Annotated in this window: 15 protein-coding genes; 10 read left to right on the forward strand and 5 right to left on the reverse strand. The window is 66.8% G+C overall.

Annotation, left to right across the window (positions count from 1 at the left end; all coding sequences use genetic code 11):
* Positions 1-8: 8 nt before the first annotated feature.
* The 5 genes from U1H99_RS03445 to U1H99_RS03465 all read right to left on the reverse strand — a co-directional run bounded on the left by U1H99_RS03445 (position 9) and on the right by U1H99_RS03465 (position 4,024).
* Positions 9-593, reverse strand: coding sequence for a PEP-CTERM sorting domain-containing protein (locus U1H99_RS03445; protein ID WP_323140366.1), 585 nt, complete (start codon positions 591-593; stop codon positions 9-11).
* 327 nt (positions 594-920) lie between these two features.
* On the reverse strand, positions 921-1,688 hold the full coding sequence (locus tag U1H99_RS03450) for a LytR/AlgR family response regulator transcription factor (RefSeq protein WP_323141203.1): 768 nt from the start codon (positions 1,686-1,688) through the stop codon (positions 921-923).
* Positions 1,689-1,708: 20 nt separating this feature from the next.
* A complete protein-coding gene (locus tag U1H99_RS03455; RefSeq protein ID WP_323140367.1) occupies positions 1,709-2,869 on the reverse strand; it encodes a sensor histidine kinase in 1,161 nt (386 codons plus the stop codon).
* Positions 2,870-3,037: 168 nt separating this feature from the next.
* Positions 3,038-3,223, reverse strand: a complete 186-nt coding sequence (locus U1H99_RS03460; protein ID WP_323140368.1) for a hypothetical protein — start codon at positions 3,221-3,223, stop codon at positions 3,038-3,040.
* Between the two features lie 147 nt (positions 3,224-3,370).
* The gene (locus U1H99_RS03465) at positions 3,371-4,024 is read right to left on the reverse strand and encodes a TetR/AcrR family transcriptional regulator (protein ID WP_323140369.1); all 654 of its coding nucleotides are present in this window, start codon (positions 4,022-4,024) and stop codon (positions 3,371-3,373) included.
* Positions 4,025-4,141: 117 nt separating this feature from the next.
* Between U1H99_RS03465 and U1H99_RS03470 the strand changes: the two genes are divergently transcribed.
* From U1H99_RS03470 to U1H99_RS03515, 10 genes are all read left to right on the forward strand, one after another.
* The gene (locus U1H99_RS03470; protein ID WP_323140370.1) at positions 4,142-5,293 is read left to right on the forward strand and encodes an HlyD family secretion protein; all 1,152 of its coding nucleotides are present in this window, start codon (positions 4,142-4,144) and stop codon (positions 5,291-5,293) included.
* A gap of 11 nt (positions 5,294-5,304) precedes the next feature.
* Complete coding sequence (locus U1H99_RS03475; RefSeq protein ID WP_375341579.1) at positions 5,305-6,921, forward strand: DHA2 family efflux MFS transporter permease subunit; 1,617 nt, start codon at positions 5,305-5,307, stop codon at positions 6,919-6,921.
* Positions 6,922-7,062: 141 nt separating this feature from the next.
* Positions 7,063-8,583, forward strand: coding sequence for an efflux transporter outer membrane subunit (locus tag U1H99_RS03480; RefSeq protein ID WP_323140371.1), 1,521 nt, complete (start codon positions 7,063-7,065; stop codon positions 8,581-8,583).
* Between the two features lie 179 nt (positions 8,584-8,762).
* Positions 8,763-9,812, forward strand: coding sequence for a WD40/YVTN/BNR-like repeat-containing protein (locus U1H99_RS03485; RefSeq protein WP_323140372.1), 1,050 nt, complete (start codon positions 8,763-8,765; stop codon positions 9,810-9,812).
* Positions 9,813-9,885: 73 nt separating this feature from the next.
* Positions 9,886-11,628 carry a DUF8614 domain-containing protein gene (locus U1H99_RS03490; protein ID WP_323140373.1) on the forward strand — a complete coding sequence of 581 codons (1,743 nt, stop codon included), beginning with the start codon at positions 9,886-9,888 and terminating at the stop codon, positions 11,626-11,628.
* A 152-nt stretch (positions 11,629-11,780) separates the two neighbouring features.
* Positions 11,781-13,448 (forward strand): methyl-accepting chemotaxis protein, encoded by a 1,668-nt coding sequence (locus tag U1H99_RS03495; RefSeq protein ID WP_323140374.1) that lies wholly within the window; start codon positions 11,781-11,783, stop codon positions 13,446-13,448.
* A gap of 117 nt (positions 13,449-13,565) precedes the next feature.
* Positions 13,566-14,258 (forward strand): NUDIX hydrolase, encoded by a 693-nt coding sequence (locus U1H99_RS03500; protein ID WP_323140375.1) that lies wholly within the window; start codon positions 13,566-13,568, stop codon positions 14,256-14,258.
* Positions 14,259-14,369: 111 nt separating this feature from the next.
* The gene (locus U1H99_RS03505) at positions 14,370-15,362 is read left to right on the forward strand and encodes a BON domain-containing protein (RefSeq protein WP_323140376.1); all 993 of its coding nucleotides are present in this window, start codon (positions 14,370-14,372) and stop codon (positions 15,360-15,362) included.
* Positions 15,363-15,489: 127 nt separating this feature from the next.
* Positions 15,490-16,326: an HDOD domain-containing protein gene (locus U1H99_RS03510; protein ID WP_323140377.1), complete on the forward strand. Its 837-nt coding sequence runs from the start codon at positions 15,490-15,492 to the stop codon at positions 16,324-16,326.
* Positions 16,327-16,441: 115 nt separating this feature from the next.
* Positions 16,442-17,488, forward strand: a complete 1,047-nt coding sequence (locus U1H99_RS03515; protein WP_323140378.1) for an SDR family oxidoreductase — start codon at positions 16,442-16,444, stop codon at positions 17,486-17,488.
* Positions 17,489-17,490 lie beyond the last annotated feature (2 nt).

The raw sequence follows: 17,490 nt of genomic DNA on the forward strand, positions 1-17,490 counted from the left end.
GTGGGCGTTCAGGCGTGCGCGGCGCGCTTGCGGCGGCTCATCGCCAGCCCGGCAACGCCGGCCAGCAGCAGGGCGGCACTGGCCGGCTCGGGTACGTCGGCCGCCGCGTCCGCGCTGCCGATCTGCGCGCTGACCGGGATGAAGTCCGCGTTCCAGTCCAGCCCGCTCAAGTCGAGCCCGATGCTGTGGCTGCTCAAGACCGACAGGCGGGGCAGGCCGCCGACGGCGCCGGCGTCGACTAGGGCGAAGCTGGTGATCGGCGCCGCCAGGGAGGTACCGAAATCGAAGGTGAGGAAGTAGCTGCCGTCCAGCGGCGGCACCATGTTGGCGTAGATCGACAGCAGGCCGCTGCGGGTGAAGTCGAAGCCGAACAGGGCGTCGCCGGTCAAGAATTCGACGTAGCTGTCGTTCGGGTCGAGGCCGCTGACATTGCTGCCAGGGCCGGGCAGGTAGCCGCTGTCGTTGCCGAGTACGTCAGCCGTGCCGTTGTAGGTGGCCGTGATGCTGGCGTTGTCCAGGGACAGCGGTGCCGCGTGTGCCTGGCCGGCGGCGAGGGCTGCCAGTACCAGGGTCTCCATGATCATTTTTTTCATTATTGTTCCAGTTGTGGTTGCTGCGGATCGGAACCGGTGCCGGCCTGCCGCGGGCATGCGGCGGCCCTGGCGCGGGCCGTGGGAAGGCTGCGCGGATCGGGCGTCTGCGTGCGGGCAGTAGAGGTGACAGCCGGATGGACAGCTGTGAAGCGAAAGGCGAGCGCTGCCTGCCGGGAGCGGTTTTTAGCCACACTCGGCAGGTTCTGGAATCTTAGCACGGCGCTATTAAATTGGTCTGACCAATTTAAGGGGAGATAATAATTTGTGGCGTAATTGACGCTAACTGGTCAGACCGATTTCCTTATTGATATAGCTATTGCTGCAGCGTCACATCTGCCTGAACACGTCGGCAAAGTTCCGGCTCACCACCAGCTCCTCCGGCCGTCCCTTCAGCTTGACCAGCATGCGCCCGCGGAAGTCGGTGCGCGTCCCGGCCACGTGGCGCGCGGCCACGATCACGCCGCGGTGGATCTGCCAGAACTGCTGCGGGTCGAGCTGTTCGCGCAGCTGGCGCAGCGGGGTGCGGATCAGGTGTTCGCCGTCCCCGATGAACACGCTGGTGTACTTGTCGTTGCTCTGGAAATAGATGACTTCATCCACCGCGATCAGGCGCGTCTCCTGGCCCTGGGCGGCGCGTATCCATTGCAGCGGCACCGGCACCGGGGCGGCGGCGGGCGCCTGCACCCCCAGCTGGCGCAGCAGGCCGGCCAGCGCCTCGGTGGCCGATGCAGGCGCCGGCGCCGGCGCCGGCGCGGCCAGCGCTTCCTTCAGGCGCGCCACGGTGCGTTCCAGCCGTTCGCGCCGGACCGGTTTCAGCAGGTAATCGAAGGCGGCGTGCTCGAAGGCCTGCAGCGCGTAGTGCTCGTGCGCGGTGGTGAACACCACGCGCGGCGCGCGGCTTGCGCCTGCCGCGTCGCCGGCGAGGCGCTCCGCCAGCTGCACGCCGTTCAGGCCCGGCATCTGGATGTCGAGGAAGGCGACGTCGGGCGCCAGTTCGTCGATCAGGCGCAGCGCATCGAGGCCGTTGGCGGCGCGCCCGGCGATGCGCAGTTCAGGCCAGACGGCAGCCAGCTCGCCGGCCAGGTAGTCGAGCAGGTGCGGTTCGTCGTCGGCAATCAGGGCGCGGATGGGTTCGATGGCGGCACCGTGGGGTCGGGATCGATGGGCAGCAGCAGGCGCGAGGTCACGCCGCCGCTCGGGTTCTCTATTAATTGTACCTGAGCATTTTTGCCGTACAGGCTGTGCAGCCGCTCGCGCAGGTTGCCCAGGCCGACGCCACCGCCGGGGCGCGGTGGCGCATGGCCGAGCCCGGTGCCGTCGTCACAGACCTCGATGCACAGGACCTGGCCGTCGCAGTGCGCGCGCAGCACGATCTGGCCGCCCTCGACCTTGGGTTCGATGCCGTGCATCACTGCGTTCTCGACCAGCGGCTGGACCAGCATCGGCGCGATCGGGCAGTCGCGGCAGGCCGGATCTGCCTCGATGCGGTAGCGCAGGCGCGTGCCCAGGCGCACCGCCAGCACGTCGAGGTAGGCGCCGGCCAGGTCGAGTTCGGCGCCGACGCTGGCGTGCTCGGCGCGGCTGGCCGCCAGGCTGGCGCGCAGGAAGTCGATCAGGCGCTCCAGCATGTGGCGCGCCTGGCCAGGTGCCGGGCCGATCAGGCTCACCACGTTGGCCAGCGTGTTGTACAGGAAGTGGGGTTCGATCTGGGCTTGCAGGGCGCGCAGGCGGGCTTCGGCGACCAGGCGCCCGGCTTCTGCGATCTTTTCCTGCTGGCGCGCCGCTTCCGCCTCGCGCGCCTGGCGCCGCGCGATGGTGCCCAGCACGGTAATCATCAGCAGCGCGATCAGTGCGCCGACGGGCAGCAGCAGCCCCAGCTTGCCGGGGTGCCGCAGCAAGGCATCGGGACCGCGCAACACCACCTCGGTCAGCGTAATGCCGAGCACGACGCAGCCGGCGATCAGTACACCCTGGCCCAGCAGCATCGGCCGGCTGCGGCGGCCATAGGCTGCCGGTGCCGCCAGGCGCAGCGCGGCCAGCGTGCCGTGGATCAGGAAGCCGATCGCGTTCGAGGCCAGCAGCGTCATGCCGAGCCGCGGCAGAAGCGGCACCGTGCTGCCCGTCACGACCCCGACGGCGAACGTCACCGCCACGCCGAGCAGGCTGCTCCACAACAGCGTGTAGACCAGGTCGCGCGCGGTGGAACGCGGCCAGCGCCGGAACAGGGCGATGACTTCCAGTGGGTGAGCGGTGCTGCTGCCTGGGCTCGTCGGCATGTTGTCCTCCATCGGATGCATGAGCCTGGGATTATGGCGCAGCGCATCGAGACCCAGGGCATCGTGCGATGAAACGCAGGCCCGGCGGCGCGAAAGGCATCTGGCGGGCGCCAGGCAAAAAAAATGCCGCTCAGCGAACTGAACGGCATGGTTGTCAGGTGGTTCGGCTTAACTGTAACTGGTCCAGCTTTGCGGAATTTCGATCTGGCCGGACTGGGCAGCCTGGGCATAGGCGCGCATTTCGGCGACCATCGCTTCCAGTTGCTCGTCACCGGGATTGGCCAGGAAACCCTTCATGCGTTCCTGGAGCGCAGCTTGCTGGTCGCGCCACTCATAACGGGACGACTTGCTCATACACCCTCCTTGCGGCGAACAGCCGTGCTTGTAGTTTTGTTTTCCATGGACATTCTCCTTCTAAGATCGACAGCATGCCAAATGGGTAGGGACGAGTCCGTGCGTTGACACACATTCTTTCCGCACCTTTTGGACAGCGGATTAGCATTATCTTAACACGCTGTGGTAGAAGAGCTCCAACCGGCCTTCCAGTTCGTGCAGGGCATCATCAGGCGTCCTGGGACGCTGGCAGATCAGGGTGCGCAACTGTTCGCCGCAGATGCAGGCCATCAGGAAGCCGGGCAGCAAATCGAGCGGCACGTCGGGACGCATCTGGGCGCGGATCTCGGGGCGGGTGAAGAAGCGTGCCAGCATCTCGCGGGTCTGACGCGGACCGCCGTTCCAGAAGGCATCCGCCAGCTCGGGGTTGGTCGGGGCCTCGGCCAGCACCACGCGCTGCATCTCGACGGCTTCGTCCGACACCAGCAGCTCGTGCATCTGGTGGGCGAAGTCGTCGACGATGTCGCGCAAGGGACGCGGATCGGTGTCCATCGGCTGGCTGTGGAAGAAACGGTCGCGCTTGGCGGCCAGTACGGCGCGCAGCAAGCCTTCCTTGCCGCCGAATTTGACGTAGATGGTGCGCACCGCAACGTGGGCGGCGCGCGCGATCGATTCCAGGCTGGTCTTGGTATAGCCGTTCTTCAGGAACAGGCTGCCGGCGATCTGCAGCAGCTCCTGCATGCGCGCCTCGACGTCGGCCGCCTTGGGCCGGCCGGCGGCCTTTCCCGGGCAACCGTCGGTGTCTTGCTTGAGTTTGTCCATGGTTCACACTGTAGGTCAAGATCAAATGAAATGCAACCGTTTCATTTCTTGACTTCGCCGGAGCTTTGTCGAATAATGCGATCAACCCATTTCATTTTTTCCTTCGGAGTCACATCCATGTCAGAGCAGGACACCACGGTTCAGCAGAAACCGACAGCCGCCCCCGGCGCAGCACCCGCAGGCGCCCCCGCCAATGCGGGCAAGGGCCCGCCGAAGCGCGTGCTGCTCGTGGTCGGCGTGATCGCCATCGCCGCCCTGGGCGTGGGCGGCCGCATGTGGTACCGCAGCGCCAATTTCGTCGACACCGAAAATGCCTACGTCACCGGTCACGTGCACCCGATGTCCTCGCGCATCCCGGGCGTCGTCACCAAGGTCATGTTCGACGATAACCAGGTGGTCAAGGCCGGCGACGTGCTGGCCGAGCTCGACCCGGCCGACCAGGGCGTGAAGGTCGACCAGATCCAGGCCCAGATCGCCAGCGTGAAGCAGCAGATCATCCAGGCCGACGCCTCGGTCGAGCAGGCCAGGGCCCAGGCTTCGGCCGCCGGCGCCCAGGTGGCGCAGGCCCAGGCCAACCTGGTGCGCGCCAACCAGGATGCGACCCGTTTCCGCCAGCTCTACAACACCCAGATGAAAGCCGTGTCGAAGGCCGAGCTGGACGCCGCCACCGCCGCCCGCGCCGGCGCCAACGCCGACGTCACCGCGCGCCGCGACAACGCCAGCGCCGCCAAGGCCCAGATCGCCGCCGCGGCTTCCGCGCGCGACGTGCTCAAGGCCCAGGTGAAAGTGCTGCAGGCGCAGCTGAAGGACGCCCAGCAGCAGCTCGGCTACAACCAGATCCTGGCCCCGGTCAGCGGCCGCATCGGCAAGAAGAACGTCGAAGTTGGCGCCCGCATCCAGCCGGGCCAGCAGCTGGCCGCCATCGTGCAGGACGACGTCTGGGTCACTGCCAACTTCAAGGAAACCCAGCTGCCGGGCCTGCAGGTCGGCCAGGCCGTCAAGGTCGAAGTCGACGCGCTGCCGGACCACGAGCTGATCGGCCGCGTGGACAGCTTCTCGCCGGCCTCGGGCAACCAGTTCGCGCTGCTGCCGGCCGATAACGCGACCGGCAACTTCACCAAGATCGTCCAGCGCGTGCCGGTGAAAATCACCTTCAAGCCGGAAGACCTCAAGAAGTACGCGGGCCGCTTGGCGCCGGGCATGTCGACGGTGGTCGAGATCGACCTGCGCCAGAAGCCGGCGCAAACGCAAACCGCTACCGCTCAATAACAGGGTAAGCCATGACGAGTTCCACCAAGCCGATGTCGGGGCCGCCGGCAGGCATGCCGGCAATGCCCGCGCCCAACGCGCACGTCGACGCGCGCACCTGGATCGCGGTGGCCGCCGGCCTGCTCGGCGCCTTCATGGCGGTGCTCGACATCCAGATCACCAACTCCTCGCTGCGCGACATTCTCGGTACGCTGTCGGCGACGCAGGAAGAGGGCTCATGGATCTCGACCGCCTACCTGTGCGCCGAGATCGTGGTGATCCCGATGACCGCGCTGTTTACGCGCGCCCTCGGCCAGCGGCGCTACCTGATGGGCACGACGGCCCTGTTCCTGCTGTTCTCGACCCTGTGCGGTTCGGCCTGGAGCCTGCAGAGCATGATCGTGTTCCGCATGCTGCAGGGCTTCAGCGGCGGCGCCCTGATCCCGATGGCGATGACCCTGGTCATGACGCGCCTGCCCGCCTCCAAGCGCGCGGTCGGCATGGCGATGTTCGGCCTGACCGCGACGCTGGCGCCGGCCATGGGCCCGACCCTGGGCGGCTACCTCACCGAGCTGTATGGCTGGCCCTGGATCTTCTACATCAACTGGGTGCCGGGCGTGCTCCTCATCGCCGGCATGTACTGGGGCATCGACCGCGAGCCGCAGAACCTGCAGGTGCTGCTGAAAGCCGACTGGCTGGGCATCGCCTTCATGGCCACCGGCCTGGCGAGCCTGACGATCTTCCTGGAAGAGGGCAACACCAAGGACTGGTTCGATTCCGCTTTCATCATCACCTTCGCCGCGCTGGCGCTGTTCGGCATCCTGGGCTGGGTCGTGATCGGCTTTACGCGGCCGGACCCGTTCGTGAACCTGCGCCTGTACGGCACCCGCAACTTCATGGTCGCGACCATCCTGTCGGCCGTGATCGGTATGGGCCTGTACGGTTCCTCGTACCTGCTGCCACTGTTCCTGGGCCAGATCGCGGGCTATTCGCCGATGCAGATCGGCGAAGTCATCGCCTGGATGGGTTTGCCGCAACTGTTCGTGATGCCCTTCGTGGCGCGCCTGTCGCAGAAGATCGACAACCGCCTTCTGTGCATGTTCGGCCTGGCGATGTTCGGCATCTCCTGCCTGATGAACGCCTACATGGACGCCTCGACCGGCTACGACCAGCTGATGCTGTCGCAGATCATCCGCGCCATCGGCCAGCCTTTCGTGATGCTGACGCTGTCGAACTTCGCGATGAACGGCGTGTCGCCGAAGGACATGCCGTCGGCCTCGAGCCTGTTCAACATGACGCGCAACCTGGGCGGCTCGATCGGCATCGCGATGCTGGCGACCTCGCTGACCATCCGCGAGCATTTCCACTCGGCGCGCCTGGGCGAAGCGGTGTCGCTGGCCTCGAGCGCGACCCAGGCCAGGCTGGATGCGCTGACCCAGGGCTTTATCGCCAATGGCATCGACCCGGCCACCGCGGCCAACCAGGCCCTCGCCGCGATCGACCGCATCGTGCGGCGCGAATCCTACGTGATGGCCTACAACGACGGCTTCTGGATCGTCGGCGTGATCCTGCTGGCGGCCTGCATTCCGCTGTGGTTCGCGGACAAGGTCAAGTCGCCGGGCGGGCCGAGCGCCGGTGGCGGCCACTAAAGAACGGATACGACGCAATACCGACTAATTAAACGTATTGTTTGCCCGTCGTCCCTGCGAAGGCAGGGATCCAAGTTGCTGAATCAGTTGCGAACTTGGGCCCCTGCCTTCGCAGGGGCGACGGCTAAAAGAGATCTTCGAATGAAAAATACTATGTTCAAGCCTGTCATCCACACCGCGCTGGCCGCCGCCATCGCCACGCTGCTGAGCGCCTGCGGTACCGTCGGCCCCAACTTCGTCGCGCCCAAGAGCGTCGACACCACGGCCTACCGCCACGCGGCGGAAGCGGGCGCCGCTGCGTCGAGTGCTGCCCAGACGGGTGCGCAGGCGGCCGCCCAGCCGAACGATACTGCGCGCCTGCCGGCCGAGTGGTGGACCGTCTTCAACGACGCCACCCTCAGCCAGCTGGAGACGCGCGCCCTGCACGACAACCCGAACGTGCGCGCCGCCGCGCAGCGCCTGCTGCAGGCGCAGGCCCAGCTGGGCGTGACGCGTGCCGGCCAGCTGCCGCGCGTGAACGTGTCGGCCGGTATCGCCAACCAGCGTACCTCGGCCGAGACCGCACAGGGCCTGGCGCTCGGCCACCGTTCGATCGAAGGCAACAACTATGCGGTCGGCGCCGACTTCTCGTACGAGCTGGACCTGTGGGGTCGCGTGCGCCGCGTGGTCGAGGCCTCCGATGCCCAGGCGCTGGCGGCCCAGGACGACCGCGACGGCGTGCTGCTGATGCTCTCTAGCCAGGTCGCCACGACCTACTGGCAGCTGCGCGGCCTGGACACCGAGATGGCGATCCTGCGCACCGCGCTGGCCACCCGGCGCGAATCGCAGGAACTGATCGAGGCGCGCTTCAACGCCGGCCTGTCGAATGAACTGGACGTCTCGCGCGCCCGCATCGAGCGCGCCAACGCCGAAGCCGACCTGCACGAAGTCCAGCGCCAGCGCAACACGCTGGAACACGCCCTCGCCGTGCTGGTGGGCGTGTCGCCGAGCCAGCCGATCCTGGCGACGGTCCAGGACAGCGCCTTGCCGCTGCCGCCGAGCATCCCGGTCGGCCTGCCGGCCAGCCTGCTGGGGCAACGCCCCGACCTGGCCTCGAGCGTCGAGACCCTGCGTTCGTTCAATGCCCAGATCGGCGTGGCCCAGGGAGCGTTCTACCCGGCGGTGAGCCTGACCGGCAACTTCGGCTACGCCTCGAAAAGCCTGAGCGACCTGGCCCAGGGCAGCGCGCGCCAGTTCTCGTTCGGTCCGCTGGCACTGTCGCTGCCGGTGTTCGACGCCGGCCGCAACCGCGCCAACCTGAACCTGGCCAAGGCTCGCTACGACGAAGCGGTGGCCAACCACGAAGCGCGCCTGCTGACCGCCCTGCGCGAAGTGGAAGATGCGTTGTCCGACGTGGCCCAGCGCCAGCAGCAGGGCGACGTCCAGCTGCAGGCCCAGGAAGCCGCCGCGCGTGGGCTGCTGGTGGCCCAGGCCAGGTACGACCGCGGCGTCTCGACCTACCTCGACGTCACCGACGCCCAGCGCAGCGCGCTGGCGGCCGACCGCGCCGCGGCGCAGATCCGTACCCAGCGCCTGGTGGCCGCAGTGTCGGTGGCGCGTGCGCTGGGCGGCGGCTGGACGCAGGGGGCGCCGGAGGCGACCATTGCCAAGGCCGGCAATTAAATAGACAAACTTGGCTCCCCGCCTGCGCGGGGATGACGTCCCGCCTGCGCGGGGACGACGTTGTTCAAGCCGCTGCACTTGAAACCGTCGTTCCCGCGAAGGCGGGAACCCAAGTTTTTCGAGTAGTGTTAACAACGGTGTAATATCGGCAACCACCACAACTCCCGCCGATACCGTCCATGTCCCTGCGCCCCCACGCCCTGTTCATCGCAGCACTCCTCGCCGCCAACCCTGCCTCTGCCCAGTCCTGGCAGCCGCAAGCCAGCAACACCAGCGCCGAACTGCGCGGCCTCTCGGTCGTGAGCGGCACGGTCGCCTGGGCCAGCGGCACCAAGGGCACCGTCCTGCGCACGGTCGACGGCAGCCACTGGCAAGCCATGCAGGTGCCGGACGCCGACAAGATCGATTTCCGCGACATCCAGGCCTTCGACGCCGACATCGCCATCGCCATGGGCGCCGGGCCGGGTGCGGCGTCGCGCCTGTTCCGCACCGTCGACGGCGGCGCCCACTGGACGCCGATCGCCACCAACGGCTACGCTGACGGCTTCTGGGACGGCATGGCCTTCTGGGACAAGGACAACGGCATCCTGTTCGGCGACCCGGTCAAGGGGCGCTTCCAGGTCTACGCCACGGGCGATGGCGGCGCAAGCTGGCGCGAAGTGCAAGCCACGGGACTGGATGCGCTGCCCTCGGAAGGCGCATTCGCCGCCAGCGGCACCAGCATCGCCGTGGCCGGCACGGGCGATGCCTGGATCGGCACCGGCGGCGCAAGCAGCGCGCGCGTCTTCCACTCGAACGACCGCGGACGCACCTGGCGCGCGGTGGCGACCCCGATCCCGGCCGGCGCGGCGGCCAAGGGCGTGTTCTCGGTCGGCTTCCCGAATCCGAAGGAAGGCATCGCGGTCGGCGGCGACTACAAGGAAAAACTGCTGGAAGGCGTCAACGGCGCCGTCACCCAGGATGGCGGCGCGACCTGGACGGCGGCGCCGGTGCAGCCGGCCGGCTACATGTCGGTGGTGGTGCCGGTGCCGGGCGCGGCGCGCACCTATGTCGCCGCGGGCCTGGCCGGTTCCGGCATCACGCGCGACGGCGGCAAGAGCTGGACCGTGCTCGACCGCACGCCGGTCAACACGGTCGGCTTTGCCGCCGGCGGCAGCGGCTGGGCCGTCGGGCCAAAGGGATTATTGATGAAATATACCGATACGGCCCCGGACGCCCGTCCGCGTTGACGCCATCGTTGGCGGTCCATGCCTCCCGGAACAGGATTACAATCGCGCGACTGCAACCTGTTCAAGGAAACCTATGAAGAACCTTCTCGCTCCGCTGGCCCTGGTGGCCGCTGCCGGCCTGGCCCACGCCGCCGAACCTGTGGCGCCGGCGTCGGTCGCCGACCTGAACGCGATGGCCAAGCGCTTCGCCCCGGTCGACCTTACTGCCGACACGGGCAAGCTCTCGGCCGGCGACCGCGTCGCCATCGGCAAGCTGATCGACGCCGCCAAGATCGTCGACACCCTGCAGCTGCGCCAGCGCTGGTCCGGCAACGAGACGCTGTGGGCCGCCCTGCAGAAGGACACCACGCCGCTGGGCAAGGCGCGCCGCGATTACTTCTGGCTGAACAAGGGACCATGGTCGATCATCGACGGCAACCGCTCCTTCATGCCGGCCGAGTACGCCGGCATCAAAATCCCGCTGGAAAAGCCGGCGGCCGCCAACTTCTATCCCGAAGGCGCCGGCAAGGCCGCGGTGGAAAGCTGGATGAACGGCCTGCCTGCCGCCGACAAGGAACAGGCGCAGTGGTTCTTCACCACGATCCGCAGTGGCAAGGATGGCAAATTCAAGATCGTGAAATATTCGGACGAATACCGTCCCGAACTCGAAAGATTGTCAAAGCTGCTGAAGGAAGCGGCCAAGGCCACCGACAACGCCTCGCTCAAGAAATTCCTGAACCTGCGCGCGGACGCCTTCCTGTCCAACGATTACCTGGCCTCCGACTTCGCCTGGATGGATCTGGATTCGCCGGTCGACGTCACCATCGGGCCGTACGAAACCTATAACGACGAACTGTTCGGCTACAAGGCCGCCTTCGAAGCCTACGTCAACGTGCGCGATGCGAAGGAAACCGCCAAGCTGAACTTCTTCGGCCAGCACATGCAGGAACTGGAGAACAACCTGCCGCTCGACGCCAGGTACCGCAATCCGAAGGTCGGGGCGATCGCGCCGATGGTGGTGGTGAACCAGGTCTACGGCGCCGGCGACGGCAACATGGGCGTGCAGACGGCCGCCTACAACCTGCCCAACGACGAACGCATCATCCGCCAGCGCGGTTCCAAGCGCGTGATGCTCAAGAACGTGCAGGAGGCCAAGTTCGACGCCACGCTGCTGCCGATCTCGAAGCTGGTGCTGCGCCCGGCCGACCAGAAGGACCTCGATTTCGATTCCTTCTTCACCCACATCCTGGCGCACGAGATCATGCACGGCCTCGGCCCGCATGCCACCACCACGAAGGACGGCAAGCCGTCGACGCCGCGCCAGGACCTGAAGGACGCCTATTCGACCATCGAGGAAGCCAAGGCCGACGTCACCGGCCTGTGGGCACTTGCGTATATGATGGAGAAGGGGCAGCTGAAGAATTCGCTGGGGCAGGGCGCGGCCGCCGAGCGCAAGCTATACAACACCTTCCTGGCCTCGGCCTTCCGCACCCTGCACTTCGGGCTGACCGATTCGCACGCGCGCGGCATGGCGATCCAGGTCAACTACCTGCTCGACAAAGGCGGCTTCGTCTCCCATGGCGACGGCACCTTCTCGGTCGACCTGGCCAAGATCAAGGGCGCCGTGGCCGATCTCGACCGCGAATTCCTGACCATCGAAGCCACCGGCGATTATCCGCGCGCGCAGGCGCTGATGCAGCGCTACGTCGTGATCCGTCCGGACGTGCAGAAGGCGCTGGACAAGATGAAGGCGGTGCCGAACGACATCCGTCCCGCCTTCGTCACCGCCGCCAAGCTGGCGCCCGCCAAGCCGCCGCTGAAGTGGATCGTGCGCTGACGTTGTAAATAGCAGACAGGAAATTATCCATGTAGAAATGTTGCTTACTCTAAGTTAATTTCCGCACGGAACTTTTTCATTGATGTGTGCTACAGTTTTTAAAATTCCAATTGGAAATTTCTAAACTCTTGCGGCCTTTTGGTCAACACATCATGACATCCACCGGCTTTACCATCGGCAAGCGCCTAGCGTTCGGTTTTGGCGGCATCCTGGCCTTGATGGCCCTGCTCGCCGGTCTGGCCATCCATCGGGTTGGCCAGATCGACGCGATCCTTACCCATATCAATGACGTCAACGGCGTCAAGCAGCGGCATGCAATCAATTTCCGCGGCAGCGTGCATGACCGCTCGATCGCGGTACGCGACCTCGTGCTGGCGCCCACGCCGGCCGCGGCCGACGCCGTCATTGCCTCCATCAAGCAACTCGATGCCAACTACCAGAAATCGGCGGGTCCGCTGGATGCCTTGCTCGGTGCCGGCCAGGGCGTCCTGGCGGAAGAAAAGGACGACCTGGTCCGGATCAAGAGTGTCGAGCAGCGCGCCCAGCCGCTGATCGCGCAACTGATCGCGCTGCGCCAGGCCGGGCAGGTTGCCGAGGCCACCATACTGCTGGAAAAGCAGGCCGCACCCGTGTTCGTCGAATGGCTGGCCAGCGTGAACGCGCTGATCGACCTCGAGGAAAAACTGAACAACGGAGCCGCCACCGATGCGCGTCAATTGTCCGGTACTTTCTTTGCGTGGATGCTGGCCCTGCTGGCAGTGGCCGCCGCCGCCGGCGCCGGCGCCGCCTGGATGATCAGCCGCAAGCTGCTTGGTCAGCTCGGCGGCCAGCCCGACGATGCGGTGCGGATCGCCGGCGCCATTGCCGCCGGCGACCTGTCGGTCGCGATCGACACCCGCCCCGGCGACCGTAGCAGCCTGCTGTTCGCGATGGCCAACATGCGCGATAGCCTGGTGGGCATCGTCAGCCAGGTACGCGCCGGCACCCTGACCATCGCCAACGCCTCGGCCGAGATCACGGCCGGCAACCAGGACCTGGCCGAGCGCAGCGAGCGCCAGGCCGGCACGCTGGAAGAAACCACTTCCTCGATGGAAGAGCTGACCGGCACCGTGCGCCAGAACGCCGAGAACGCGCGCCAGGCCAACGAGCTGGCCGAATCGGCTTCCAGCGTGGCCCAGCGCGGCGGCGCGGTGGTGGCGCAGGTGGTGCAGACGATGTCGTCGATCAATACCTCGTCGCGCCAGATCGCCGAGATCATCGGCGTTATCGACGGCATCGCGTTCCAGACCAATATCCTGGCGCTGAATGCCTCGGTCGAGGCGGCACGAGCCGGCGAGCAGGGCAGGGGGTTCGCGGTGGTGGCGGGCGAGGTCAGGAACCTGGCCCAGCGCTCGGCCGCGGCTGCCCGCGAGATCAAGCAATTGATCGGCGATTCGGTGACCAAGGTCGACGCCGGCACCAAGCTGGTCGACCAGGCCGGCGACACCATGCAGGAGATCCTGTCCAGCGTGCAGCAGGTGACCGACATCATGGCCGACATCAGCCGCGCCAGCCGCGAGCAGAGCGCGGGCATCGAGCAGGTCCATGTCGCTATCGCGCAGATGGACGATGCCACCCAGCAGAACGCATCGCTGGTCGAGGAGGCCGGCGCGGCTGCGGTGAGCCTGCACGAGCAAGCCGCGCACCTGGCCGACCTGGTCAGTGTGTTCAAGCTGGAAAACGCCGCACGGCCGGCTGCGGCGGCAGCTGGCACGCAGGCGCGGCGCCTGGCCATCGGTGCACCGTCGTCGTACGGCAACACCGCGTTTGACGCCGCTTAAATGGCGCTATTGTTATCTTTGCTGTTTTAGACAGGCAGCAAATTATTCCTGCACAGGGGGCTTTTCCTGGAGATAGAATTGCCGATAGGCATTTCATCTATCCCCGGATAAGCCTCCATGTTCAAAGCCTTGTTTGCCGCCACGGCCCTGTGGGCGCTATCCAAGGCGGCCACCGCCGCCGACCTGACTGCGCTGGAAACGCGCTGGCTGGGTGCTGCCTTTCCCGTCCTTCAATATGCCCGCAGCCTGGCGCTGCCGATCGACATCATCGTCCAGCCGCAGGCGCGGCCGAATGACGTGCCGATGGCGATGGGCTTCGCGGGCGGCCGCTGCAAGCTGGTGCTGTCGCTGCGCGGGAATGCCGGCGCCGAAGCCCAGCTGGCCGGCGTGCCGCAGGCGGCCCAGGGCGAACTGATCGAGGCGATGGCCGCGCACGAGCTCGGCCATTGCTGGCGCTACGCGCAGGGCGCCTGGCATGCGCTGCCGGCCGGCTTCGTCGAAGTCGGCGAAGAAAGGGCGCTCGACCCGGCCATGCTGGCGGCCTCGAAAGCAATGCGCGAGACCCGCCGCGAAGAAGCCTATGCCGACCTGGTGGCGCTGGCCTGGACCCGCCACAGCCACCCGCACGATTATGCGCGCGTGCATGCCTGGCTGGCGCGCCTGCGCCACGACCAGCCGGTGGCGCGCAACGGGCACGATACCCGTACCTGGGTGGCGCTGGCGCAGGACGGCAGCCGCTTCGGCGAGGCCGCCCGGCCCTTCGACGATGCCCTGCCGCTCTGGCGCGAAGGCTTGGTCAAGGAAGAATGATGACTAGAAGAAAAGTGGTTTTTTAGACAACCGTACGGTGCCGCACAGAAGCCGGGGCTGGTTGGGCGTCTAATCCCTGTATCACAATAACCGATCCAAGGGATATCGACCATGAAACTCCTGATTGCGACCCTTCTTGCGACGGCCGCGGGCGCCAGCTTCGCCGCGCCGACTTTCGCTTTGAACCACGACCCGGCCACCTACCGCAACGCCACCCAGAAGGCTGCTGCCGACTACCGGGACGCAATCGCCAAATGCGACACCATGAGCGGCAACGGCAAGGACGTCTGCGTCGCCGAAGCCAAGCTGGCGCGTACCCAGACCGAAGCCAAGGCCCTGGCCAAATACAGCAACTCCCCGGCCAGCCGCGAAAAGGCGCGCACCAACCTGGCGGAGGCCGAGTTCACGCTGGCCAAGGCACGCTGCGACGGCAAGAGCGGCGCCGAAAAAGACGATTGCATGAATAACGCCAAGTCGGTGCACACCGCTGCCCTGGCCGACGCCAAGGCCGGCCGCAGCAGCCCGGCCGCCACCGGCGCCCCTATCGCCACTGCCGCCGCCATCGACAAGTGCGCGCAAGCCGCCGGCGACAACAAAACCGCCTGCGTGATCGAGACCAAGCCGTCGGCCGTGCGCGAAGAGGCTGCCGCCGCCGCCAATCGCACCGCGAATGCCGCCGACAACGCCGGCGACAAGGCGCGCGATGCCACCGCGGACGCCGCTGCAAAGACGCGCGAGGCTGCCGCCACCGCGACTGAGAAAACGAAGGCCGTGGCCGCGACAGCTGCTGACAAGACCAAGGAAGTGGCCCAGGCCGCCGCCGACAAGACCAAGGACGCCACCGCCGAGGCGGCCGACAAGACCAAGGATGCGACCGCGAAGACCCGCGTCGCGCTGGCCGACACCGCCATCACCACCAAGGTCAAGGCCGGCCTGGTCAAGGAGCCGGACCTGGAATCGCTGGGCATCCACGTCGAGACCGAGAAGGGCGTGGTCATGCTGAGCGGCTTCGTCAATTCGAAGTCCGAGGCCGACAAGGCGGTCAAGGTAGCCAAGGGTATCGATGGCGTCAGCAACGTGAAGAGCGCGATCCAGGTGAAATAAACGGCAGGCCGGATCGGGTTCGATTGCCCATTGCGGCCGGTTGTCACCGGCCGCTTTTTTTTGCTCCAGGAATTGGCTTGAAGATAGATTAGGCGGGCCTACGCCCTTCTACTTTATAATCGCCGCCGTGAACAAGATCGAAACCTTTGGGATCATCGCCGCCCAGGCTGCGCGCGGCGAGCTGTCCTTTCCCACCAGCGTGAATGCCGTGCTGCGCCTGCAGCAGGCCCTGAACGACCCGGATTGCCACCTCGAGGAGGCGATCCGCCTGGTGCTGGCCGAACCGCAGCTGGCCGCGCGCACCGTGGCGCTGGCCAATACCTCCGCCTTCAATGCCGGCGGCGCCCCCATCACCAACGTCCGCGCGGCCCTCACGCGCGTCGGCTACCGCAACCTGCAGATGCTGGTGGCCAGCCTGGTGGTGCGCCAGTTCGGCAGCCGCATCAAGGATCCCGGCCTGCGCGCCAAATGCACGCAGCTGTGGGAGCATACGGCGCAGGTGGCGGCGCTGGCGCAGGTGTTCGCGCGCCGCGTCACCTTCGTCAACCCGGACACCGCCATGTTCGCCGGCATCGTGCACGAAGTCGGCGGCTTCTACCTGCTGTCGCGCGCCGACGAGTTTCCCGGCCTGCTCGAGCAGGACCCGGAACGCTGGGCCGAGCTGTGCGAAGACGTGCTGACGCGCGAAGTGGCGCGCCGCCTGGCCCTGCCGGAACCCGTAGCCGAGGTCATGTTCCAGCTGCGCGACGCCTGGCTGCACATGCCGCCCGCCTCGCTGCTCGACACCCTGCTGCTGGCCAACCTGTACGCCACGGTCCCATCGCCGCTCGGCCGCCCGCCGGCGCCGCTGCCCGAGCACGGCGACAGCGCGCTCGACTACCTGGTGGACGAGGCCACGCTGCACGCCATCATCGAGGAAGCGGCCGAGATCAGCCGGGCGATGGGGCAGGCGCTGCTGGCGTGAGTTAGCGTAAAACGTCGTCCCTGCCTGCGCGGGGACGACGCTATGCGGGCAGAGACGACGTAGTTTGCGAGCAGGCGGTATCCTTGCGGCTTTCCATCCTTCGCAAGGCATCGAAATGACAACGAAGTACAGTGCCCTGGTCGTGGGCGCCAGCGGCATCATCGGCAACGCCGTAGTCCGCGAACTCAAGGACAATCCCGACTGGCAGGTGCGCGCCCTCCCGCGCACGTTCATCGACGGCGTCGAGACCATCCAGGCCGACCTCACCGATGCTGTCGCCACCGCCAAGGCCCTCGAAGCCGCGCGCGACACCACCCACGTTTTCTACGCGGCCCTGAAGGGCGGCAAGGACCTGGCCGACGAGGAAGCGATCAACGGCGGCATGCTGCGCAACCTGCTGGACGGCCTGAAGGCGGTCGGCGCGCCGCTGCAGCGCGTGGTGCACTACCAGGGCGCCAAGGTGTACGGCGTGCACCTGGGTCCGTCGCTGGCGCCGTTCTACGAGGACGACCCGCGCCACCTGGGTCCGAATTTCTACTATGCCCAGGAAGACCTGCTGCGCGAACGCGCCGCCGCCGGCGAATTCGACTGGAGCATCCTGCGTCCGGACGTGGTGGTCGGCGACATCGTCGGCAACCCGATGAACATCGTGATGGTGATGGGTGTGTTTGCGGCGCTGAGCCGCGAAGCCGGCGTGCCGCTGCGCTTCCCGGGCTCGCACAAGACCTATAACGGGGTACTGGCGCAGATCACCGACGCCGGCTGGATGGCGCGCGCCAGCGTCTGGGCCGCGCTCGATCCGAAGGCGAAGAACGAAGCCTTCAACCTGGTCGGGGAACCATTCCGCTGGGAGCGCATCTGGAAAGCGGTGGCGCAGGACTTCGGCATCGACGTCGCCGCGCCGCAGCCGTTCTCGCTGGCGCGCCAGATGCCGTCCCAGGCCGCCGCCTGGCAACGCCTGGCCGACAAGCGCGGCCTGAAGACGGTGCCCTATGAGAAGCTGGTCGCCTGGCCCTTCGGCGACTTCATTTTCAATACCGAGTTCGACATGATCTCGGACATGGGCAAGATCCGCCGCGCCGGCTTTACGGAAGCGGTGGAGAACGAGGCCGTCATCCTGGCCGCGCTGGACAGCCTGCGCGGCCAGGGTTACCTGCCGTAAGC

The sequence above is a fragment of the Massilia phyllosphaerae genome (genome assembly GCF_034659755.1).
In the GTDB taxonomy this organism is placed as follows: domain Bacteria; phylum Pseudomonadota; class Gammaproteobacteria; order Burkholderiales; family Burkholderiaceae_D; genus Telluria; species Telluria phyllosphaerae.